This window comes from Cellulomonas cellasea, from assembly GCF_006538745.1.
GTDB classification, from domain to species: domain Bacteria; phylum Actinomycetota; class Actinomycetes; order Actinomycetales; family Cellulomonadaceae; genus Cellulomonas_A; species Cellulomonas_A cellasea.
In genome coordinates, this window is sequence record NZ_BJLR01000016.1 from 110,871 (window position 1) to 127,398 (window position 16,528).

General features: G+C 74.7%; 21 protein-coding genes. 8 read left to right on the forward strand and 13 right to left on the reverse strand.

Annotation, left to right across the window (positions count from 1 at the left end):
* The first annotated feature begins 64 nt into the window (after window positions 1–64).
* On the forward strand, window positions 65–1,501 hold the full coding sequence (locus CCE01nite_RS07610; protein ID WP_052104292.1) for an amino acid permease: 1,437 nt from the start codon (window positions 65–67) through the stop codon (window positions 1,499–1,501).
* 3 nt (window positions 1,502–1,504) lie between these two features.
* Here CCE01nite_RS07610 and CCE01nite_RS07615 read toward each other — a convergent pair whose 3' ends face one another.
* The 3 genes from CCE01nite_RS07615 to CCE01nite_RS07625 all read right to left on the reverse strand — a co-directional run bounded on the left by CCE01nite_RS07615 (window position 1,505) and on the right by CCE01nite_RS07625 (window position 3,380).
* Window positions 1,505–1,822: a hypothetical protein gene (locus CCE01nite_RS07615; protein ID WP_034632425.1), complete on the reverse strand. Its 318-nt coding sequence runs from the start codon at window positions 1,820–1,822 to the stop codon at window positions 1,505–1,507.
* Between the two features lie 108 nt (window positions 1,823–1,930).
* Window positions 1,931–2,404 carry a GNAT family N-acetyltransferase gene (locus CCE01nite_RS07620; RefSeq protein ID WP_034632422.1) on the reverse strand — a complete coding sequence of 158 codons (474 nt, stop codon included), beginning with the start codon at window positions 2,402–2,404 and terminating at the stop codon, window positions 1,931–1,933.
* A 115-nt stretch (window positions 2,405–2,519) separates the two neighbouring features.
* On the reverse strand, window positions 2,520–3,380 hold the full coding sequence (locus CCE01nite_RS07625; protein WP_052104291.1) for a TetR/AcrR family transcriptional regulator: 861 nt from the start codon (window positions 3,378–3,380) through the stop codon (window positions 2,520–2,522).
* Window positions 3,381–3,434: 54 nt separating this feature from the next.
* On the opposite strand from CCE01nite_RS07625, the gene CCE01nite_RS07630 reads away from it, so the two are divergent.
* Both CCE01nite_RS07630 and CCE01nite_RS07635 read left to right on the forward strand, forming a co-directional pair.
* Window positions 3,435–3,656, forward strand: a complete 222-nt coding sequence (locus CCE01nite_RS07630; RefSeq protein WP_052104290.1) for a hypothetical protein — start codon at window positions 3,435–3,437, stop codon at window positions 3,654–3,656.
* On the forward strand, window positions 3,656–4,198 hold the full coding sequence (locus CCE01nite_RS07635) for a nitroreductase family deazaflavin-dependent oxidoreductase (protein WP_211254582.1): 543 nt from the start codon (window positions 3,656–3,658) through the stop codon (window positions 4,196–4,198). The genes CCE01nite_RS07630 and CCE01nite_RS07635 overlap by 1 nt, the downstream gene beginning before the upstream one ends.
* 92 nt (window positions 4,199–4,290) lie before the next feature.
* Here the strand turns inward: CCE01nite_RS07635 and CCE01nite_RS07640 are convergent, their stop codons facing one another.
* Both CCE01nite_RS07640 and CCE01nite_RS07645 read right to left on the reverse strand, forming a co-directional pair.
* On the reverse strand, window positions 4,291–4,749 hold the full coding sequence (locus tag CCE01nite_RS07640; RefSeq protein ID WP_034632417.1) for a hypothetical protein: 459 nt from the start codon (window positions 4,747–4,749) through the stop codon (window positions 4,291–4,293).
* A 130-nt stretch (window positions 4,750–4,879) separates the two neighbouring features.
* A complete protein-coding gene (locus tag CCE01nite_RS07645) occupies window positions 4,880–5,320 on the reverse strand; it encodes a nitroreductase family deazaflavin-dependent oxidoreductase (RefSeq protein ID WP_034632416.1) in 441 nt (146 codons plus the stop codon).
* Window positions 5,321–5,513: 193 nt separating this feature from the next.
* Here CCE01nite_RS07645 and CCE01nite_RS07650 point away from each other — a divergent pair, with 193 nt between their 5' ends.
* Window positions 5,514–6,401 (forward strand): hypothetical protein, encoded by an 888-nt coding sequence (locus CCE01nite_RS07650; RefSeq protein WP_141372144.1) that lies wholly within the window; start codon window positions 5,514–5,516, stop codon window positions 6,399–6,401.
* 73 nt (window positions 6,402–6,474) lie between these two features.
* Here the strand turns inward: CCE01nite_RS07650 and CCE01nite_RS07655 are convergent, their stop codons facing one another.
* Window positions 6,475–7,434: a manganese catalase family protein gene (locus tag CCE01nite_RS07655; protein WP_034632413.1), complete on the reverse strand. Its 960-nt coding sequence runs from the start codon at window positions 7,432–7,434 to the stop codon at window positions 6,475–6,477.
* 304 nt (window positions 7,435–7,738) lie between these two features.
* On the opposite strand from CCE01nite_RS07655, the gene CCE01nite_RS07660 reads away from it, so the two are divergent.
* The 3 genes from CCE01nite_RS07660 (at window position 7,739) to CCE01nite_RS07665 (ending at window position 10,258) form a co-directional block, all read left to right on the forward strand.
* Window positions 7,739–8,815 carry a NosD domain-containing protein gene (locus CCE01nite_RS07660; RefSeq protein ID WP_034632412.1) on the forward strand — a complete coding sequence of 359 codons (1,077 nt, stop codon included), beginning with the start codon at window positions 7,739–7,741 and terminating at the stop codon, window positions 8,813–8,815.
* A 190-nt stretch (window positions 8,816–9,005) separates the two neighbouring features.
* Window positions 9,006–9,500, forward strand: coding sequence for a hypothetical protein (locus tag CCE01nite_RS21280; protein WP_170223950.1), 495 nt, complete (start codon window positions 9,006–9,008; stop codon window positions 9,498–9,500).
* Entirely contained in the window at window positions 9,395–10,258 is an 864-nt protein-coding gene (locus CCE01nite_RS07665) for a DUF429 domain-containing protein (protein ID WP_052104289.1), read from the forward strand. The genes CCE01nite_RS21280 and CCE01nite_RS07665 overlap by 106 nt, the downstream gene beginning before the upstream one ends.
* Before the next feature lie 108 nt (window positions 10,259–10,366).
* On the opposite strand, the gene CCE01nite_RS07670 is transcribed toward CCE01nite_RS07665, so the two are convergent.
* Together CCE01nite_RS07670 and CCE01nite_RS07675 are read right to left on the reverse strand one after the other, a co-directional pair.
* On the reverse strand, window positions 10,367–10,885 hold the full coding sequence (locus CCE01nite_RS07670) for a putative immunity protein (RefSeq protein ID WP_141372145.1): 519 nt from the start codon (window positions 10,883–10,885) through the stop codon (window positions 10,367–10,369).
* Window positions 10,886–10,950: 65 nt separating this feature from the next.
* Complete coding sequence (locus tag CCE01nite_RS07675) at window positions 10,951–11,724, reverse strand: metallophosphoesterase family protein (RefSeq protein WP_307722726.1); 774 nt, start codon at window positions 11,722–11,724, stop codon at window positions 10,951–10,953.
* 168 nt (window positions 11,725–11,892) lie between these two features.
* Between CCE01nite_RS07675 and CCE01nite_RS07680 the strand changes: the two genes are divergently transcribed.
* Window positions 11,893–12,294 (forward strand): ATP-binding protein, encoded by a 402-nt coding sequence (locus CCE01nite_RS07680; RefSeq protein WP_034630252.1) that lies wholly within the window; start codon window positions 11,893–11,895, stop codon window positions 12,292–12,294.
* Between the two features lie 44 nt (window positions 12,295–12,338).
* On the opposite strand, the gene CCE01nite_RS07685 is transcribed toward CCE01nite_RS07680, so the two are convergent.
* The 5 genes from CCE01nite_RS07685 to CCE01nite_RS07705 form a co-directional block, all read right to left on the reverse strand.
* On the reverse strand, window positions 12,339–12,752 hold the full coding sequence (locus CCE01nite_RS07685; protein ID WP_034630196.1) for an NUDIX domain-containing protein: 414 nt from the start codon (window positions 12,750–12,752) through the stop codon (window positions 12,339–12,341).
* A 40-nt stretch (window positions 12,753–12,792) separates the two neighbouring features.
* On the reverse strand, window positions 12,793–14,547 hold the full coding sequence (locus CCE01nite_RS07690) for an SIR2 family protein (protein WP_141372146.1): 1,755 nt from the start codon (window positions 14,545–14,547) through the stop codon (window positions 12,793–12,795).
* 187 nt (window positions 14,548–14,734) lie between these two features.
* On the reverse strand, window positions 14,735–14,962 hold the full coding sequence (locus CCE01nite_RS07695; protein ID WP_034630194.1) for a DUF2188 domain-containing protein: 228 nt from the start codon (window positions 14,960–14,962) through the stop codon (window positions 14,735–14,737).
* Window positions 14,963–15,074: 112 nt separating this feature from the next.
* Window positions 15,075–15,830 (reverse strand): uracil-DNA glycosylase, encoded by a 756-nt coding sequence (locus tag CCE01nite_RS07700; protein WP_084142700.1) that lies wholly within the window; start codon window positions 15,828–15,830, stop codon window positions 15,075–15,077.
* On the reverse strand, window positions 15,827–16,447 hold the full coding sequence (locus tag CCE01nite_RS07705) for an L-threonylcarbamoyladenylate synthase (RefSeq protein ID WP_034630191.1): 621 nt from the start codon (window positions 16,445–16,447) through the stop codon (window positions 15,827–15,829). The genes CCE01nite_RS07700 and CCE01nite_RS07705 overlap by 4 nt, the downstream gene beginning before the upstream one ends.
* Between the last annotated feature and the right edge of the window lie 81 nt (window positions 16,448–16,528).

Consider the following 16,528-nt stretch of genomic DNA (forward strand, 5'->3'; position numbering starts at 1 on the left):
GACCGCGGACCGGCAGGGACGCCCGTCCCGGGCGGGTGCCGTGCGCCGTCGTTAGCCTCGTGCGGTGACCGACACCGCGCCCCCGAGCGCCACCGCCGCCGCGCCGGAGCGCCTCGGGACGGGCCTGCGGGTCCGGCACCTGACGATGATGGGGCTCGGCTCCGCGATCGGCGCGGGCCTGTTCGTCGGGACGGGTGCGGGGATCGCCATCGCCGGGCCCGCGATCCTGGTGTCGTACGCCGTCGCCGGCCTGCTCGTCGTCCTCGTGATGCGGATGCTGGCCGAGATGGCGGCCGCGATCCCGTCGAGCGGCTCGTTCTCGACGTACGCCGAGGTCGGGATCGGACGGTGGGCGGGGTTCGTCATGGGGTGGCTCTACTGGGCGACGCTGATCATGGTGCTGGGCGTCGAGATCACCGCGGCGTCCGGGATCATCCACGGCTGGGCGCCGGGGCTGCCGCAGTGGCTCGTCGCGCTCGTGCTCGTCGCGGGGTTCGCGGTCGTCAACCTCGTCGGCGTCCGCAGCTTCGGGGAGTTCGAGTTCTGGTTCGCCTCGCTCAAGGTCGGCGTGATCGTCGTCTTCCTCGTCGTCGGCGCGCTGCTCGCGCTCGGGCTGCTCCCCGGCACCGACCCCGTCGGCACGAGCAACCTGCTCGGCAACGGCGGGTTCGCGCCGCACGGGCTCGCGGGGGTCGCGTCGGGGCTGCTCGTCGTGCTCTTCGCGTTCGGCGGCATCGAGATCATCACGATCGCCGCCGCCGAGTCCGACGACCCGCAGCGCTCGATCGCGACCGCCGCGCGCAGCATCGTGTGGCGGATCCTGCTGTTCTACGTCGGCTCGGTCGCGGTCATGGTGCTCCTGCTCCCGTGGGACTCGGCCGCGCTGGTCGCCGGGGAGGGCGAGTCCGGCGACGGGCTCGGCGGGCCGTTCGTCGCGGTGCTCGACCTCGTCGGGGTCCCCGGGCTCGGGCGAATCATGGAGGGCGTCGTCGTGGTCGCGCTGCTCTCGGCGTTCAACGCCAACGTCTACGGCACGTCCCGCATGGCGTTCTCGCTCGCGCAGCGCGGCGACGGTCCGGGCGTGCTGCTGCGGGTCTCGCGCCAGGGCGTGCCGTGGACCGCGGTCGTGCTGTCGGTGGCGTGCGCGCTGGTGTCGATCGTCCTCAACCGGGCGCTGCCCGCGGGGCTGCTGGGCCTGCTGCTCGGCGCGGTCGGGTCGTCGCTCGTCGTGCTGTGGGTGTTCATCGCGGTCTCGCAGCTGCGCCTGCGCCGCCGCCTCGAGGCCGAGGGCCGGCTCGGGGTGCGGATGTGGGCGTTCCCGTACCTGTCGTGGGCGACCCTCGGGCTGCTGGCCGGGTTCGTCGCGCTCATGCTCTCCGACTCCGGCGCCCGGGTGCAGCTCGCGTCGACCGCGGTGCTGTGCCTCGTGCTCCTGGGGCTGTACGCGGTGCACGCGCGGCGTCGCCGGACCGTCGCGGCCACGCCGGCGGACGTCCGGTGACCTTCAGGGCGAGAGAGGGAGCGGCGCGGGACCGGTGAACGAGATCGGCGTGCCGGTCGCGCGGGCGTAGGCGATCTCCCTGCTCGTGGACTCGCCGACGTAGCCGCCGGGGTTGACGACGAGGATCCGGTCGGCAAGGTCGATCTTGCGCAGATGGAGGGCGTCCAGCGCGGCCTTCTGCTGGTCGGTGACCGGCTCGGCCGCCTCGCCCGGCGCGACGACGATGACGCCGGCGAGGCTCAGGGCGAGGTTCGCCGCACGCATCTCGGCGACGAACCGGGTCGAGCCGCAGAGGCAGACGATCTCGGGTCGGTCGGGCACGGCTCGGTCCTCCGGTCGAACGGGACGTCGTCAGTCTGCACGCTGACCTCACGGGCGGGCACCCGAGCCATGCCGACCGCGTGCCGATCGGTCGCCGTCGCGCCGCGCTCAGAGCAGCAGCTTGGCCATGAAGAGGCAGGGAGTGCCCGGCCACAGGTCGGTGAACTCCTCGAGGCGGAAGAACCCCTGCGCCTCGTAGAACAGGCGGGTCCGGCGGTAGCCCTCGTCGGGGTGCGCTTCCCCGAGCGTCTTCACGGTCAGCATGCGCGTGCCACGGGCGACGAGATCGCCCTCGACCTCGGCCAGGAGCGCGCTGCCGACCCCACGGCGGTGCCAGGCGCGCTTCACGGCCATGAGGTGGATCTCGGCCGTCTCGGGGAAGCGCTCCTCGATCAGGACGACGCCGACCTGCTCGCCGGCAGGGGAGACGGCGACGTGGTTCGGGAGCGTGGCGGCGGCGGCGACGTAGCTCTCGGTCGCCTCGGGGCGGCCGAACCACTCGGGCAGGTCCGCCAGGATCGTCCGGACGGCGTCCCGGTCGCCGGGAGTGCGCCGTTCGATCCGCAGGCGGGGCTTCCTCATGCGGGGAGGCTAGGGGACGGAGCCCGGCTCCGGGAGCCACGCGAGGGACGGCGTCCCGACGTCCGCACGCACGACCAGCACCTCTGCCGCCGCGGCGGACGTGGGCGGACGGCTCCTAGCTCGCCGCCGCCGCCACGACGAGCGCCCGCAGCCGGTCCGCCAGGTCCGGGGCCGGCCCTGCGTCGGGGTCGGGCTCGACGGACGACAGGACGAGGCCGGTGAGCACGAACACGGGCGTGGACCACTCAGCGAGCCGCGCCGAGCCGTGCGCCGCCATCACGGTCGTGTCGGTCAGCAGGGTGGGGGTGGCGAGGGCCGCGACGAGGAAGCCCGTGGTCGTCGCGGACAGGGCGCGGGAGACGACGCCGAACCCGGCGGGGCCCGCGAGCGGCGGCACCGGGCGCAGGCCGAACGCGTCGGCCGCGGCGGCCACGAGCGCGGACCCGCGGGCGGCGACGCGGTCCTCGCTCTCGGTGAGCACCTGCGCGATGCGCGTGCGCAGCTCCTCCGAGCGCAGGCCCACGAACGTCGCCTGCAGCCCGAGGTACGTGCGGAACTGGGCCGACCGGGACGCGGCGGCGAGGTCGACGGTGAACGAGAGGCGCAGCAGCTCGACGAGCGCGTCGTGCGCGCTCGCGGCGTCGGCCGGCCCGTCCCCGAGGGAGTCCGCGAGCGCGTCGACGTCCGCCGCGGCCTCCGCCGCGACGCTGAGTACGGTCGTGCGCCGGGCGACCTCGACGAGCAGGTCCTGCACGAACGCGTCCCGCGTCGGCCAGCGGCGGTAGGCCGACGTCCGGGAGACGCCCGCGGCGCGGATGACGTCCTCGAGGCGCACGTCGTCGAGCCCGACGCTCATGCCGTGCTCGGCGAGGGTCGCGAGCGCCGCGTCGAGCATGCGGCGCTCGGTCTCGGTGTCGGTGAGCCGCTGGCGCGGGCGCAGCGGGGCGCCGGAGGACCGTTGACGGCCGTCGCTCATGGGTCTACCTTCCTTGTTTGGGACATGGTATCCCAAGTACCAAAGGAGTCCACCGTGCTCGCTGACCTGCCGTCCCACGCCGTCGTCGGCCACCTGGTCGTCATCGTCGCACCGATCGCCGCGCTCCTGCCGCGGGTCCTCGCCCCCGGGCGCCCCCGAGGCCGGGCCGCGGCCGTGGGGGCCGGAGTCCTCGTGCTCGGCACGCTCGTGACGACCGCGACCACGCTGGTGCAGGCCATGGAGGCCGTCTGGTCCCACCACCCGGGGTGGTCCTGATGGCCGCGCCCGGCCCCGTGACCGCCGAGGAGCCGCGTGGCGGCGCCGCACCTTGGACCCGTGCCAAGCGGTGGATGTACCGCGGGGGCCGCCCCGACCGGCTCGCCCGGGCGATGAACCGGCTCAGCGCCTGGATGTTCGAGCGGGGCGTCCTGACGGGCGGCGGACGCGGCGTCACGCTGCAGGTCCGGGGACGACGCTCCGGCCGGCCCGTCACGTTCCCGCTCGTGCTCGTGCGGCACGACGGCGCCGCCTATCTGGTGTCGATGCTCGGCCAGGACGCGCAGTGGGTGCGCAACGTGCACGCGGACGACGGCCGGGCCGTCCTGCTGCGGCACGGTCCGCAGCCCGTGCGGCTCGTCGACGTGCCGGTCGACGAGCGGCCGCCGATCCTCCGGCGCTTCCTCGAGGTCGCCCCCGGCGCCCGGCCGCACGTCGCCGTCGACCGGCACGCACCCGTCGAGGCGTTCGCGGCGGTCGCCGCGCAGCACCCTGTGTTCCGCGTCGTCCCGCGCGAGCGAGGGGACGACGACGCGCCCTGACGTCGGTCGGACCCGGCCCGCCGCGTGCGCCCGGGTCGCGCCCCCGTCAGCCCGTGACCCGGCCCGCCGCGTGCCCGCCCGGTCGCGTGCCGTCAGCCCGTCGTCGTCTCGACCGGCCGGGCCTCGTGCCCCTCGCGGCCGTGCGTGCGGTTCGACTCCTTCATCTGCGCCTCGTACACGTGGCGGCGGCCGTCCATGAGGCGGTCGCGGACCTCGCGCTCCCAGTGCCGGAACGTCGACCAGTACCCCTCGTCGTAGTCCTCGACGATCTGGAACGTCCAGCGGCCCTGCAGCACGTTGCGCCCGACGAGGTCCGCGCGGATCTCGTCGGCGAGCCCGGGCTCCCCGGCGGCGGCGAGCTTGTCGAGCGCCTCGGCGAGCTCGATGTCCGCGCGGCCGGTGAGCCGGTGGAACGCGTAGAGCATGCCGCGCGCGTGCTCGGTCACCTCGAGCGCGGCGGTCACGCCGCCGACGGCCTCGACGAGCGCGTCGCTCGCGCCGTCGGGGACGCGGTGGGCGGGGTCCGGGAGGTCACGGGGGTCGTCAGTCATGCGAGCCATCGTCCGACGGCGGCCCGCGGCTCGCACCCGGAGAGGGTGCGGGCCGCCGGACCCGGCCCTGGAGCGACGAACGCCCCGCACCGGAGGGTGCGGGGCGTCGCGGTCGGTCGGGAGGCCGTGGTCAGTCCTCGATCGGCGTCAGGACGAACACCGGGATCTCGCGGTCGGTCTTCGTCTGGTACTCGGCGTAGTCGGGCCATGCGGCGACGGCCCGCTCCCACCACGCCACCCGCTCGTCGCCCGTCGCCACGTGCGCGAGGTAGTCGCGCCGGACCGGGCCGTCCTGCAGCTCGACGTGCGGGTGCTTGACGAGGTTGTAGTACCAGACGGGGTGCTCGGGGGCACCGCCCTTCGACGCGACGACGGCGTACTCGCCCTCGTGCTCGACCCGCATGAGCGGGGTCTTGCGCAGCTTGCCGGACGTCGCGCCGACCGAGGTCAGCAGGATGATCGGCTTGCCGCGCAGCGTGTTGGCCTTCGTCCCGCCGGAGGCCTCGAACTCCTCGGCCTGCTTGCGGGCCCAGTCGGACGGGCTCGGGGCGTACTCACCAGTGAGGGGCATGTCTGCGACAACGGACGTGCGCCCGGGAGCATTCCCGCCGCCGCGAACCGCCGCAAACCGCCAGCGAACCGCCGGCGCCTCGCGGCCCGGCGATCGCGACCGGATGAAATTACCGGGGCATTCCCGGCGCTGGTCTACCGGATCCGGGACGCGGTGGTGACGCTGAGCGCTCGACTCGGCTCAAGGGGGAACCGTGAACAGTGGGGTGCAGTGGGGGGTCCGCGCGATCAGCGCGGCGGTGCTCGGGATCCTGGGGGTCGGCACGCTCGCCGTCCCGGGTGCGACAGCGGCGGCAGAACAGCCGACGACGCTGTGCACCGACCTGTGGAACCAGCGCGAGGGCATCGTGGCGAACGTCGAGGTCGTCGGCGACCTGATCGTCGACGGGAGCTGTTACATGCTGCGCTCGTCGGTCACCGGGGACGTCGTCGTCCCGGACGGGTTGGGCGTCGTGCTGAGCGAGGTCGTCGTCGACGGCGACGTGCGTGTGAGCGGGCGAGCGGCGCTCGAGTTGTCCATCGTCGGCGGCGCGGTCGAGCTCGACGGGGCCGGCACCGCGTCGCTGCGGGTCGAGGGCGGCACCGTGCGCGACGTCGGGGGGCTGGCCCGCGAGGTCACCTTCGCGTGGGGGGCGCGACTCACCGGGACCTACGACGTCACCGCGAGCGAGATGCACCGCTTGCAGGGCAGCACGTTCGTCGGTCCCGTGACGGCCCGGGGCGGACGGCTGCTCACGCACGGCTCGACCTTCGCCGACGTGACCGCCGTCGGCTCGCGGGACGCCATCGTGTGCCGCACCACCGTCACCGGCGACCTCACCGTGACGGCGCTGGCGGACTACGCCCGCATCGGGCTCGAGGGGCGGGAGCGGTGCGGCGTCACGATCGGCGGGTCGCTGGTCCTGCGGGACAACCCGCACAGCGTCGACCTCGGCGAGGTCGCCATCGCCCGTGACCTCGTCTGCGTGCGCAACAGCGGCCCCCGCGTGGTCTCCGGGACGCCGGCGTTCACCGAGGGCTCCCGCGTCACGGTCGGCCGCGTGACCTACGGCGACTGCTGGTACGAGTGGGTCTGGATCTGAGGACCCGGCACGCGCGCCGAGCGGCCCGGCGCACGGGGCGACGGGCCGCTCGGACCGGGCGGTCAGCGGGCGGTCAGCTCGCCGGCGGGATGGGCCCGTAGACCGGCTGGACCTCGGCCATCTCGATGTCCGCGGTCGCCTGGATGAGCGCGAGCAGCTCCGGGTCGGCGCCCGGCGCGAACTCCTCGAACCGCTCCTCGGCGATCGTCATCGGCACACCGGCGGGGGCCTGCTCGGTCGCGTCGAGCTCGGTGCCGTCGTTCGAGGGCGACATGCCGCGGAAGATCTTCCCGGCCTCCGACTGGCTCGTCAGGTCGAACGAGTACTGCTTGCTCTGCAACCCGAGGTCGAGGAGCTTCTTGACCTCGGGGAACTGCTCGGCGTTGGTCTTCGGGATCGGCAGCGTCTTCTTCCAGTCGACGCCGAGGGTCTCGAGGGCCTTCGCGTACGCGTTCTCGTGCGCCTGGTCGCGGACGATCAGGTAGGAGATCGTCGAGCGCGCCGTCTTGTTGTCCGTCATCTCGTAGATCCGGCACTTCTGCAGGCGGCCGGTCGACTCGAGCATGAGGTTGTAGAGCAGGTCGAGCACGAGGTTGCCCGAGTTGTACACGTAGCTGCCGCTCCACGGGTTGCCCGCGGCGTCCACCGGCAGCGCGCCCTGGGCAGCCACGAGGTAGTGGTGGATGTTGCTCTGGTGCGTCGCGATCTCGAGCGGCGTCTTGCCGCCGGCACCCGGCTGGTCGAGCGGGTCCGTCTTCTTGCCCTGGTACCGCGGCGAGCCGTCGAGGAGCCGCGAGATCGTCGTCCCGATGAGCTCGACGTGGCTGATCTCCTCCGTGCCGATGCCCTGGAGCAGGTCCTTGTAGGGCTTCCCGGCGGGCCCACGGAAGTTGATGCTCTGGAACAGGTACTGCATCATCGTGCGCATCTCGCCGAACTGGCCGCCGAGCCCCTCCTGGAGCGCGTTCGCGGCAGCGGGGTCCGGCTCGTCCGGGATGATCTCGTTGATCAGGCGCTGAACGTGCAGGTACATGCGGGTGTCCTCTGTTCGAGGCGGTGCGGCCGCGCGTCTGGACCGCCCTGGCGACGCTAGGCGCGGGTCGGACGCGTCGCCACTGGGGACGTCTGCGGGCGCCGCGGCAGGTCGGCGCCCGCGCCGCCCCGGAGCGCCGCGGCACCTTCGGGCCGAGGTGGCTGCACCTCGGGGCACGCCGAGCCGGATCCCGGTGCGGGTTCCCTACTGTCGGGAACGGCTCGGCCCACTGCGCCGGGCCGGTCGCCGGGCCGCGGTGATGCGTCGGGACCGGTGACCGCTCGAGCACGACGAGGGGGACCCGATGCACCTGACCACGACGGCGGGGCTCGCGCTCGCGCTGACGCTCTCGCTCAGCCCGACGCCCACGCCCAGCCCGACGACGGACCCGACGCCGCAGCAGCCCGCGTGCGGCGCGACCCTCACGACCGACACGACCCTCACCGAGGACCTGGTCTGCGCGTCGGGCGACGGTCTGCGGCTGGTCGGTCCGATCACGCTCGACCTGGGCGGTCACACCGTCCGTGGACCGGGCGCGGACGGTGGCACCGGCATCCTGTTCGACAACGCCACGAACCAGGTCGTCCGCAACGGCACCGTCGAGCGGTGGGGCTCGGGGATCAAGGGCTGGAACGAGTTCCCCGAGGGCTCGGTCGTCGCGACCACGCTGAGCGAGCTCCTCGTGCGCGAGAACGACGACGGCGTCACGGGCTTCACCGCCGAGCTCGACATCACACGCTCCCGGTTCACGGACAACACGACCGGCCTCCGCTCCGCGCTCTGGACGAGCGCGCGGGTCGACCGGTCGACGTTCGCGCGGAACGGGTTCGCGGTGCACAGCGGGGCGCAGGTCGCCATCACGGGCTCGACCTTCATCGACAACGACGTGGCGCTGAGCGCGACCGACGGCGCCGTCGACGTGACGTCGTCACGTTTCGCCCGGAACACCACGACCGCGTCCGAGCACGGCGGTGACCTCATCCTCACCGACAACACCGTCACGGACAGCGAGGTCGGGGTCACGGGCGGGTTGTTCGGGCACACCGTCCTCACGTCGAACACGTTCCGTCGCAACGTCGTCGCCGTGGACGTCGTCGACACCATGACCCTGCGCCGCAACGACTTCGTCGGGAACGACACGGCCGTGCGCGCGGTGGACCCGAACGAGGTAGGTGCGATCGCCGACCTCGACGGCGACACCTTCCGGCGCAACGGGGACGCGGTCTACGCGACGGCCTTCGCGCGGATCGCGAACGTCACCGCGGTGCGGAACACCGGGTGGGGGATCTACGCGCCGAACGCGGCCGACGGGGGCGGCAACGTCGCACGGGGGAACGGGAACGAGCCGCAGTGCGTCGGGGTGGTGTGCAGCGCGAGGTGAGCGGCGTGGAGCGCACGCCTGGCGGGTCGCGCCCGCCGGGGACGAGGATGCGGGTGCGGCGCGTCGCCGCACCGACGAGGAGGTCCACGTGCCGCACCCGGCCGAACCCCACCGGCGCCCCCGCGTCGATCCGGAGGGCGGCGACGGCCACACCGGTGAGCGCGCACGCAGCGCGGCTGCGGGCGGACCCGTGGCCGACGCGGTCCCGGCCGGGCGGCGCGAGCGTGACGCGCACACGTCCGGTGACCCGCGCCGGCTGGTGCGGGTCCCGCGCGTGGTCCTCGCGGTCGCCGGGGTGGTGGTGCTGGTCTGGCTGACCGCGCCGCTCGAGCTCGACGGCGTCGTGCACTGGCGGCGGGAGGCGTGGCTCGTCGTCGGCGCCGGTGCGCTCGTCACGGCGATCCCCGGTGGGCTCGTCGAGGGTGCGCTCGCGCGGTGGGCGCACCGGGCGGCCGTCGTCGTGTGGCTCGCGGTGTTCGGGTTCTTCGCGCTCTGGGCGCCCGTGCTGGTGTCGAGCCGGTGGGTCGAGGGCGACGGCGCCCGGCTGCCGACGTCGGGCCTCGGGGTCGCCGTGCTCGGGTGGCTGCTCGCGCTGGGTGTCGAGCACGGCGTCGCCCGCGGCGTCCTCGCGCTGACGGCACGCGCGTCGGGCACCCGGGCGCCGGCGTCCCGGGGTGCGGCCTGACCCGGTACCTCGGGGTCGACCTCGCGTGGGGGCCCCGGGCGCGGACCGGGCTGGCGGCGCTCGACGAGCAGGGTCGGCTCGTCGCGTCCGGCGCGGTCCGCTCCGACGACGAGATCGCCGCGTTCGTGGCCGAGCACGTGCCCGGCGAGGTCGTCGCGGCGCTCGACGCCCCGCTCGTCGTGCGCAACCCGACCGGCCGGCGCCGGTGCGAGGCTCTGGTGACCGCGGAGTTCGGCCGGTTCCACGCGGGCGCGTACCCCGCGAACCGCAGCAACCCGCTGTTCGACCCGCCGCGCGCGCAGACGCTCGCCGAGCGGTTCGGCTGGGCCACCGACCCGGGCGTCGTCCCCGGGGCCGGCACGTCCGTCGCGATCGAGGTGTACCCGCACCCGGCGACGGTCCTGCTGTTCGGCCTCGCGACCGTGCTGCCGTACAAGGCTCGGCGCGGCCGGGACCTCGCGTCGCGCCGGCCCGCGTTCGGGGCCCTGCTCGACCACCTCGAGCGCGTGTGCGACGAGCCGCTGCGGCTCTCGGCGTCGCCGCGCTGGGCCGAGCTGCGGGCGGTCGTCGCGCGGGCCGCCCGGGCGAGCGAGCTCGAACGCGTCGAGGACGAGATCGACGCGGTGCTGTGCGCGTACCTCGCGTGGCTGTGGGGCGTGCGGGACCCGCGGATGCGCGTGCTCGGAGACGGGGTCGAGGGGTACATCGTCGTGCCTGGGACGGTCGTGGGTGCGTCGGGGCTCGGCGGGGTCGGCTGAGAGCGGCCGGGGGGCGTCGTGAACCGCCGGGCGGGCCCCCGGGCGGCGCGTCCCTTGGCACCCACCCACCCGCTCGCCCGCGCCCGGCCGACCCGCGGCGCTCGACCGTCAGTCGTCGAACACGTGCCAGCAGATGTCGCTGCGGAGCCGCTGGTCGTCGAGGACGAGGTCCCGCAGCGCCGCGGGGACCTGCTCCCGCTGCCAGTCCCGCTCCCGGAGGCGCGCGGCCTCGGACCCGGCCGACGGGGCGGCCGCGGCGGCGGCCCGGATCGCGTACGCCGCGGCGCCGAGCGCGTGCGCGGCGACGTGCGCGACCGCGACCGCCTGCCCGGCCGCGAGCGCCGCGAACCGCGCCGGGTCCGGCAGCCCGCGCCCGGCGGCGTTCGCCCGGAACGACGTCCGGTGCGCCTCCCGCATGGGCACCTCGCCGCGGACCCAGCCCCGGCCCACCGCGAGCGCGTCGCGCGGGCGCGGGTCGTCCGGGCTCTCCTGCTCGAACAGCGGCAGCACGTGCTCGGCGCACCGGGCGGCCCACTCGGCGAGCAGGTGGTGGTGCTCGTCGGTCAGGGTCCCGCCCCGGCGCACCGTGATCAGGCGGGGGTCTCGTTCCTTCGGCAGGATCGGCACCGGCCCATCCTGCCCTCCGGGCGCTCCGGGGTCAGGAGCGTGCCGGGTTCAGGAGCGGGCAGCGGTCAGGAGCGGGCCGGGGTCAGCCCGAGCGACTCGTGCAGCCCGCGGTACACCGCGGTGCGGAGCTCGATCGCGTACGGCTCCAGCGCGGGCATCCCGAGGCTGCGCGCGACCTCGATCTCGGCCTCGACGTCGTACGGCACGCGCACGACCTGGATGCCGAACGGGTCCTGCGCCGTGCCACCCGGCACCCCTTCGAGGACCACGTACGACGCGGTCGGCTCGTCGAGCGGGTTCCCGACGCTGCCCGTGTTGAACAGCGTCCGGCCGCGGAACGTCTCGATGTACGCGTCGTGCACGTCGCCGTACCCGACGACCGTCGGCTCGGGCCCGTCCCCGGTGAGCTCGGTCGCCGCGAACATCCCGGCGAACTCCTCCTCGGTGTGCCGGAACCGCACGCGCGTGTAGACGCTCTGCGCCGACGCGTGGAACAGCCGCACGCGTCGCCCGCTCAGCTCGAGGTCGTGCGAGAGCGGCAGCGTGACGAGCCACTCGCGGTCCTCGTCGGTCAGCTCCTCGTGCCACCACACGAACTCCGGGTCCCGGTGCGGGTCGGGCCGCGGCAGGAAGTCGTCCCAGTTGCCGCGGACCGTCACCGCGCAGCGCTCGCGGCTCAGCGCCACGGCCCGCGAGCCGCGAGGACCCTTCCCGGCGACGTCCCCGAGGTTCAGCACCGTCGTGATGCCGCGCGCGTCGATGTCCCGCAGCACCGCCTCGAACGCGGTCACGTTCCCGTGGACGTCGGACACGACAGCGAGGCGATCCAGCTCCGGCACGGGTGCGACCCTTTCGCGGGGGAGTGAGCGGCCAGCCTAACCAGCGCGGTGCGCGAGGTTCACCCGGTCCGCGGGACCTTCTCCCCGGCGCCGGGCGCCCGGGCGGTGCCACGGTGGCAGCAGTCGCCCCGCACCATCGGGACGCCGCAACCAGGACGAGTGATCGCGATGAAGCTCCACCTCGCACCCCTGCCCGGTGCCGCCCGCCGGGCGCGCAGCTGCGTGCGCCTGCTCCTCGACGAGCTCGACATCCCCGGGTCCACCGTCGAGGTGCTCGACCTGCTGCTCACCGAGGTGGTCACCAACGCCGTCCGGCACGGCACCGTCCGGGACACGCTCACGCTCACGGTCAGCGCGTCGCCCGACGAGGTCACGGTCGGCGTCGGCGACGACAACCCGGACCCGCCGCGCGTGCTCGACCCGCCCCCCGAGGCGCTCGGCGGCCGCGGGATGCAGCTCGTCGACCGGCTCGCGGACGAGTGGGGAGTCGACGACCGGCCGGGCGGCAAGAGCGTGTGGTTCCGGCTCGCGCTGCGGGAGGACGCGGGGTCGGAGGCGCTCGCGGGGTGAGGGGTGTGCGTCCGCTCTCCCCTGGCGGCGTCCGAAGGCGGGACCTACAGCAGGTCGGCGAGCCCGCCCGGGTAGAGCGGGATCGTGTCCTCGGTCGCAGACCGCCAGACCCCGGTGATGTGCGGCTGGTCGAGGCACGGTCGGCGGTCGCGCTCGTACTCCGTCGGGTCGGCCAGCTCGGCCTCCAGGACCAGGGCGATCTCGTGGCCGACGTGACCGGCGTACGTGAAGTGGTTCTCCAGCGCGCCGAGCTGCTGCCCGACCACGATCGCGAGCCGGTACTCCTCCTGGAGCTCGCGCACGAGGGTCTCGGCCGCGCGCTCGCCGAACTCGATGCCGCCGCCGGCCGGGCGGTGGAACGTCCGGCCGGTGCCGGGCTCGACGACCTCGTCGACGAACAGCTGCCCGGTCCCCGGGCGGCGGATCACGGCGAGGGCGAGGGCGCGGACTCCGGTCACGCTGCGACGGTACGTCGTCCGCGGTCCGTCGAGCCCGCGCTCAGCCCTCCGCGCCCGAGTCGCGCAGCGCCTCGACGATCGTCGACCACCGGTCCCGGTCCGCGAGGTCGAGGTCCTCGAGCTGGTGGAGCAGCGCCCGGGCGGCGCGGGCGGCGTCCTGCTCGGGCGGGTCGAGGAGCTGCTCGTAGCGCACGTCGAGCGCGAACGAGGGGCGGGACGCGTGCATCGCCACGTGGTCGAGGAAGACGGCGAGCTCGCGGGCCCGGTCGTCGTGCGGGTCGCGCGACATGGCGACGTAGTCGAACCAGCCGCGCCACAGCTCGCCCTGCGCGGGGTCCTCGCTGAGCGTGAGCACGGTCCCGAACAGCGGCTCGCCGTCCTCGCGCGGGTCGCCGAGGAAGCCGCGGATCTCGTAGGCGAGGCGTAGGAAGTTGTCGTCCTGCATCGACGCGCCGACGACGAGCACGTGCTGGGTCAGCAGGAGCGCCTGCACCAGCGCACCCATCGGCCGGAACGACGAGTCGAAGCCCACGAAGTCGCTGCGGCTCAGCACGATCGACGCGGGGTCCTCGCTGTCGCCGTGCATCTTGAGCAGCCACGGCGCGTGCGCGGCGACCCGGTGCGTCGGCAGGACGCTGATCGGCAGAGCTCCGTCCACGTCGCCCACGGCGAGCTCGTACAGGCGGTCGTAGTTGGTGGTCACGGCGCGGCGGCAGCGCAGCGACGCGAGCAGCGCGTGCGCGACGGCGTACCGGGACGTCGAGCCGACGTGGTCCGCGATGCGCTGCGCGAGGTCGGGCAGCCGCATCCGCAGCAGCTCCGCCTGGTCGAGCGGGGACGCGAGCAGGGCGAGGGCGGTGCGCGTGCCCTCCGGGTCGTCGGTGTCGCCCGCGAGCAGGTCGATGAGCTGCCGCCAGCCCGGCAGACCGGCGCCCATCCCGACGCCGGCGGCGATGAACAGCGCGAGCGAGCCGTCGCGGGCGCGCCTGCCGAGGGCACGGGCGCGCTCGTCGTCGACGTGCCCGGCGGTGTCGCCGAGGCGGGAGCGCCGGTGGTCCTGGAACGCGGCGTAGTCGGACGCGTTCCGGGCGACGACGACGACGTCGATCCCCGTCTCCTCGGCGGCCGCGCGGCACGCCGCGAGCTGGGCGTCGATCACGAGCCCGCGCAGCGACCCGAAGTCCCCGCCGCCCACGCCCAGGGTCGGCAGCGCGACGAGCACCCGGCTGCGCCCCCGGCCCGGTTGCACGTCCGAGCTCGCGACGGCCCGGAGCGCGTGCCCGACGCGGTCCGCGAGCGCGTCGGCGGCGTCCTTGCCGTCGAGCGTGGGGTCACGCACGGAGTCGACGAACCACGTGGGGAGGACCGGCGTCCCGGCGCCCGTCGTGCGGGCGCGGCCGGCGCCGTCGGGCCAGCCCTCGGGGCGCAGGGCGGCGACGAGGGCGGGGGTGGGCGACTCGGACGCGTCGCCATCGCCGTCGCTGTCGCCGGAAGGCAGGTGCGCCGCGCCGTCGCGCTCCGCGGCGACGCCCGGACCGGCGCCGGGTCCGGCATTGCCGTCGGCCAGGCCGAGAACCGGGAACCACTGCCGTTCCACGGTGAACCCGCGGTCCGTGGGCAGGACCATCGCGTCGGCGTCGAGGTGGGCGAGGTCGCCGGGGATCACGAAGACGTGGCCGGGGCTCGGGGTGCCGCCGCGCGGCCCGTGACCCGGAGTCGTGCCGCCGTGGGGACGAGCACCGTCGGGCGTTGCGGTGCCGTGCGGCGCGGGCGGCGTCGGCGGTGAGGCTGCCATGGATCGACGGTACGTGAGCGGGCGGCGCTCCGCGGTCCGGTGGGAGCGCCGCCCGCTCGAGGGGGCGCGGGGTCAGCGGCGGCTACGCCTTGTTCGGATGGCATTGATGGTCCAGCCGATCGCCATGGCGACCGGGATGATCAGGAGGGCCTTCCAGCCGTACATCGCGCCCGCGGAGACCACTCGGTCAGCCCGGGACGTTGCGAGGGTCGTGCCCGTGGCTGTTCTTCTCGTGGATCTGCCCGTCGAGCCCGTGGATCACGTGCTCGACGCCGCGGGCGTCGGCATCCTTGCGCCCGGCGGCGACGGCGTCGTCCTTGCGGTCGAACGTCCCGTCGAGCGGCGCGTGCTGCCCCTCGACCTCGTTGAGCCAGGTCCCGTCGCGGTGCACCGTGTGCACGTCACCGTTCGGCATGGGGATTCTCCTCTCGCTGGGGGGTGCGATCGGCGAACAGTCTTGTGGCGACCCGTCGGGTCCGCTCGTCGAACGCCCTCACCTCGGTGCCCCGGACCAGGGGATCGGCCGCTCACGCCCCGGCGACGAGCTCCCGCGCCCGCACCAGCACCGCGTCGAGCATCGCGGGCGTGAGCCGGCCGGTGAAGGTGTTCTGCTGGCTCACGTGGAAGCACCCGAGCAGCGTCAGGGTGCGGCCGTCCGGCCCGTCGAGCACGACCTCGGCGCCGTGCCCGAACCGCGGCCGGGGCCTCAGCACGTGCCAGCCCTGCTCCTGGAGGGTCGCGAGCAGCGCCTGCCACCCGAACCCGCCGAGGACCACGATCACGTCGGGGTCGACGAGCTCGAGCTCCCGCCCGAGCCACGGCCCGCACGTCGTGCGCTCGGCGGGCGTCGGGGCGTTGGCCGGGGGAGCGCACCGCACGGGCGCGGTCAGCCGGATCCCGGTGAGCGCGAGGCCGTCGCCGCGGTGCGTCGAGGTGGGCTGGTTGGCGAAGCCCGTGCGGTGCAGCGCGGCGAACAGGAAGTCGCCCGAGCGGTCGCCGGTGAACATCCGCCCCGTGCGGTTCGCGCCGTGCGCCGCGGGCGCGAGGCCGACGACCAGCACGCGCGCCGACGGGTCCCCGAAACCGGGCGCGGGGCGGGCCCAGTACGTCTCGTCGCGGAACGACGCGCGCTTGACCCGGGCGACCTCCTCGCGCCACGCGACGAGGCGGGGGCACGCGCGGCACTCGACGACGAGGGCGTCGAGGGTCGCGACGTCGGGGGCCGTGCGTGCGCGCAGCGGATAGCCGGCGTCACCGGTGCGCGGTGCGGGGACCCCGGTCACTCGAACCGGCTCGGGTCACCCGCCCCGACGCGGACCACCTCGGGCGCGCCCTCCGACCAGTCGACGACCGTCGTGGGCTCGGTGCCGCAGTCGCCCGCGTCGACGACCGCGTCGACCAGGTGGTCGAGCTCCTCCTTGACGAGCCAGCCCTCCGTCATCGGCGCCTCGGCGCCGGGCAGGATCAGCGTGCTCGAGAGCAGCGGCTCACCGAGCTCGCGGAGGATCGCCTGGACGACGGGGTGGTCCGGGATGCGCACCCCGACGGTCTTCTTCTTGGGGTGCGCGAGCCGCTTCGGCACCTCGCGGGTCGCCGGGAGGATGAACGTGTACGCGCCCGGCGTCGCGGCCTTGATCGCGCGGAACGCCGAGTTGTCGAGCTGCACGAGCTGGCCGAGCTGGGCGAAGTCCGAGCAGACGAGCGTGAAGTGGTGCTTGTCGTCGAGCCGGCGGATCGAGCGGATGCGGTCCGCACCCGTGGGGCTGCCGATCCGCGCGCCCAGCGCGTACGACGAGTCGGTCGGGTAGGCCACGAGCGCGTCGTCGCGCAGCATCGCGACCACCTGCGCGATCGACCGGGGCTGGGGGTTGGTGGGGTGCACGTCGAGGTACCGGGCCATGCGGCCGAGCCTAGGCGTGTCTCCTCACCCTCGCCGTAGCCGGGACGCACGTCCGGTCGGGCATCGCGGCGGGACGGCCCG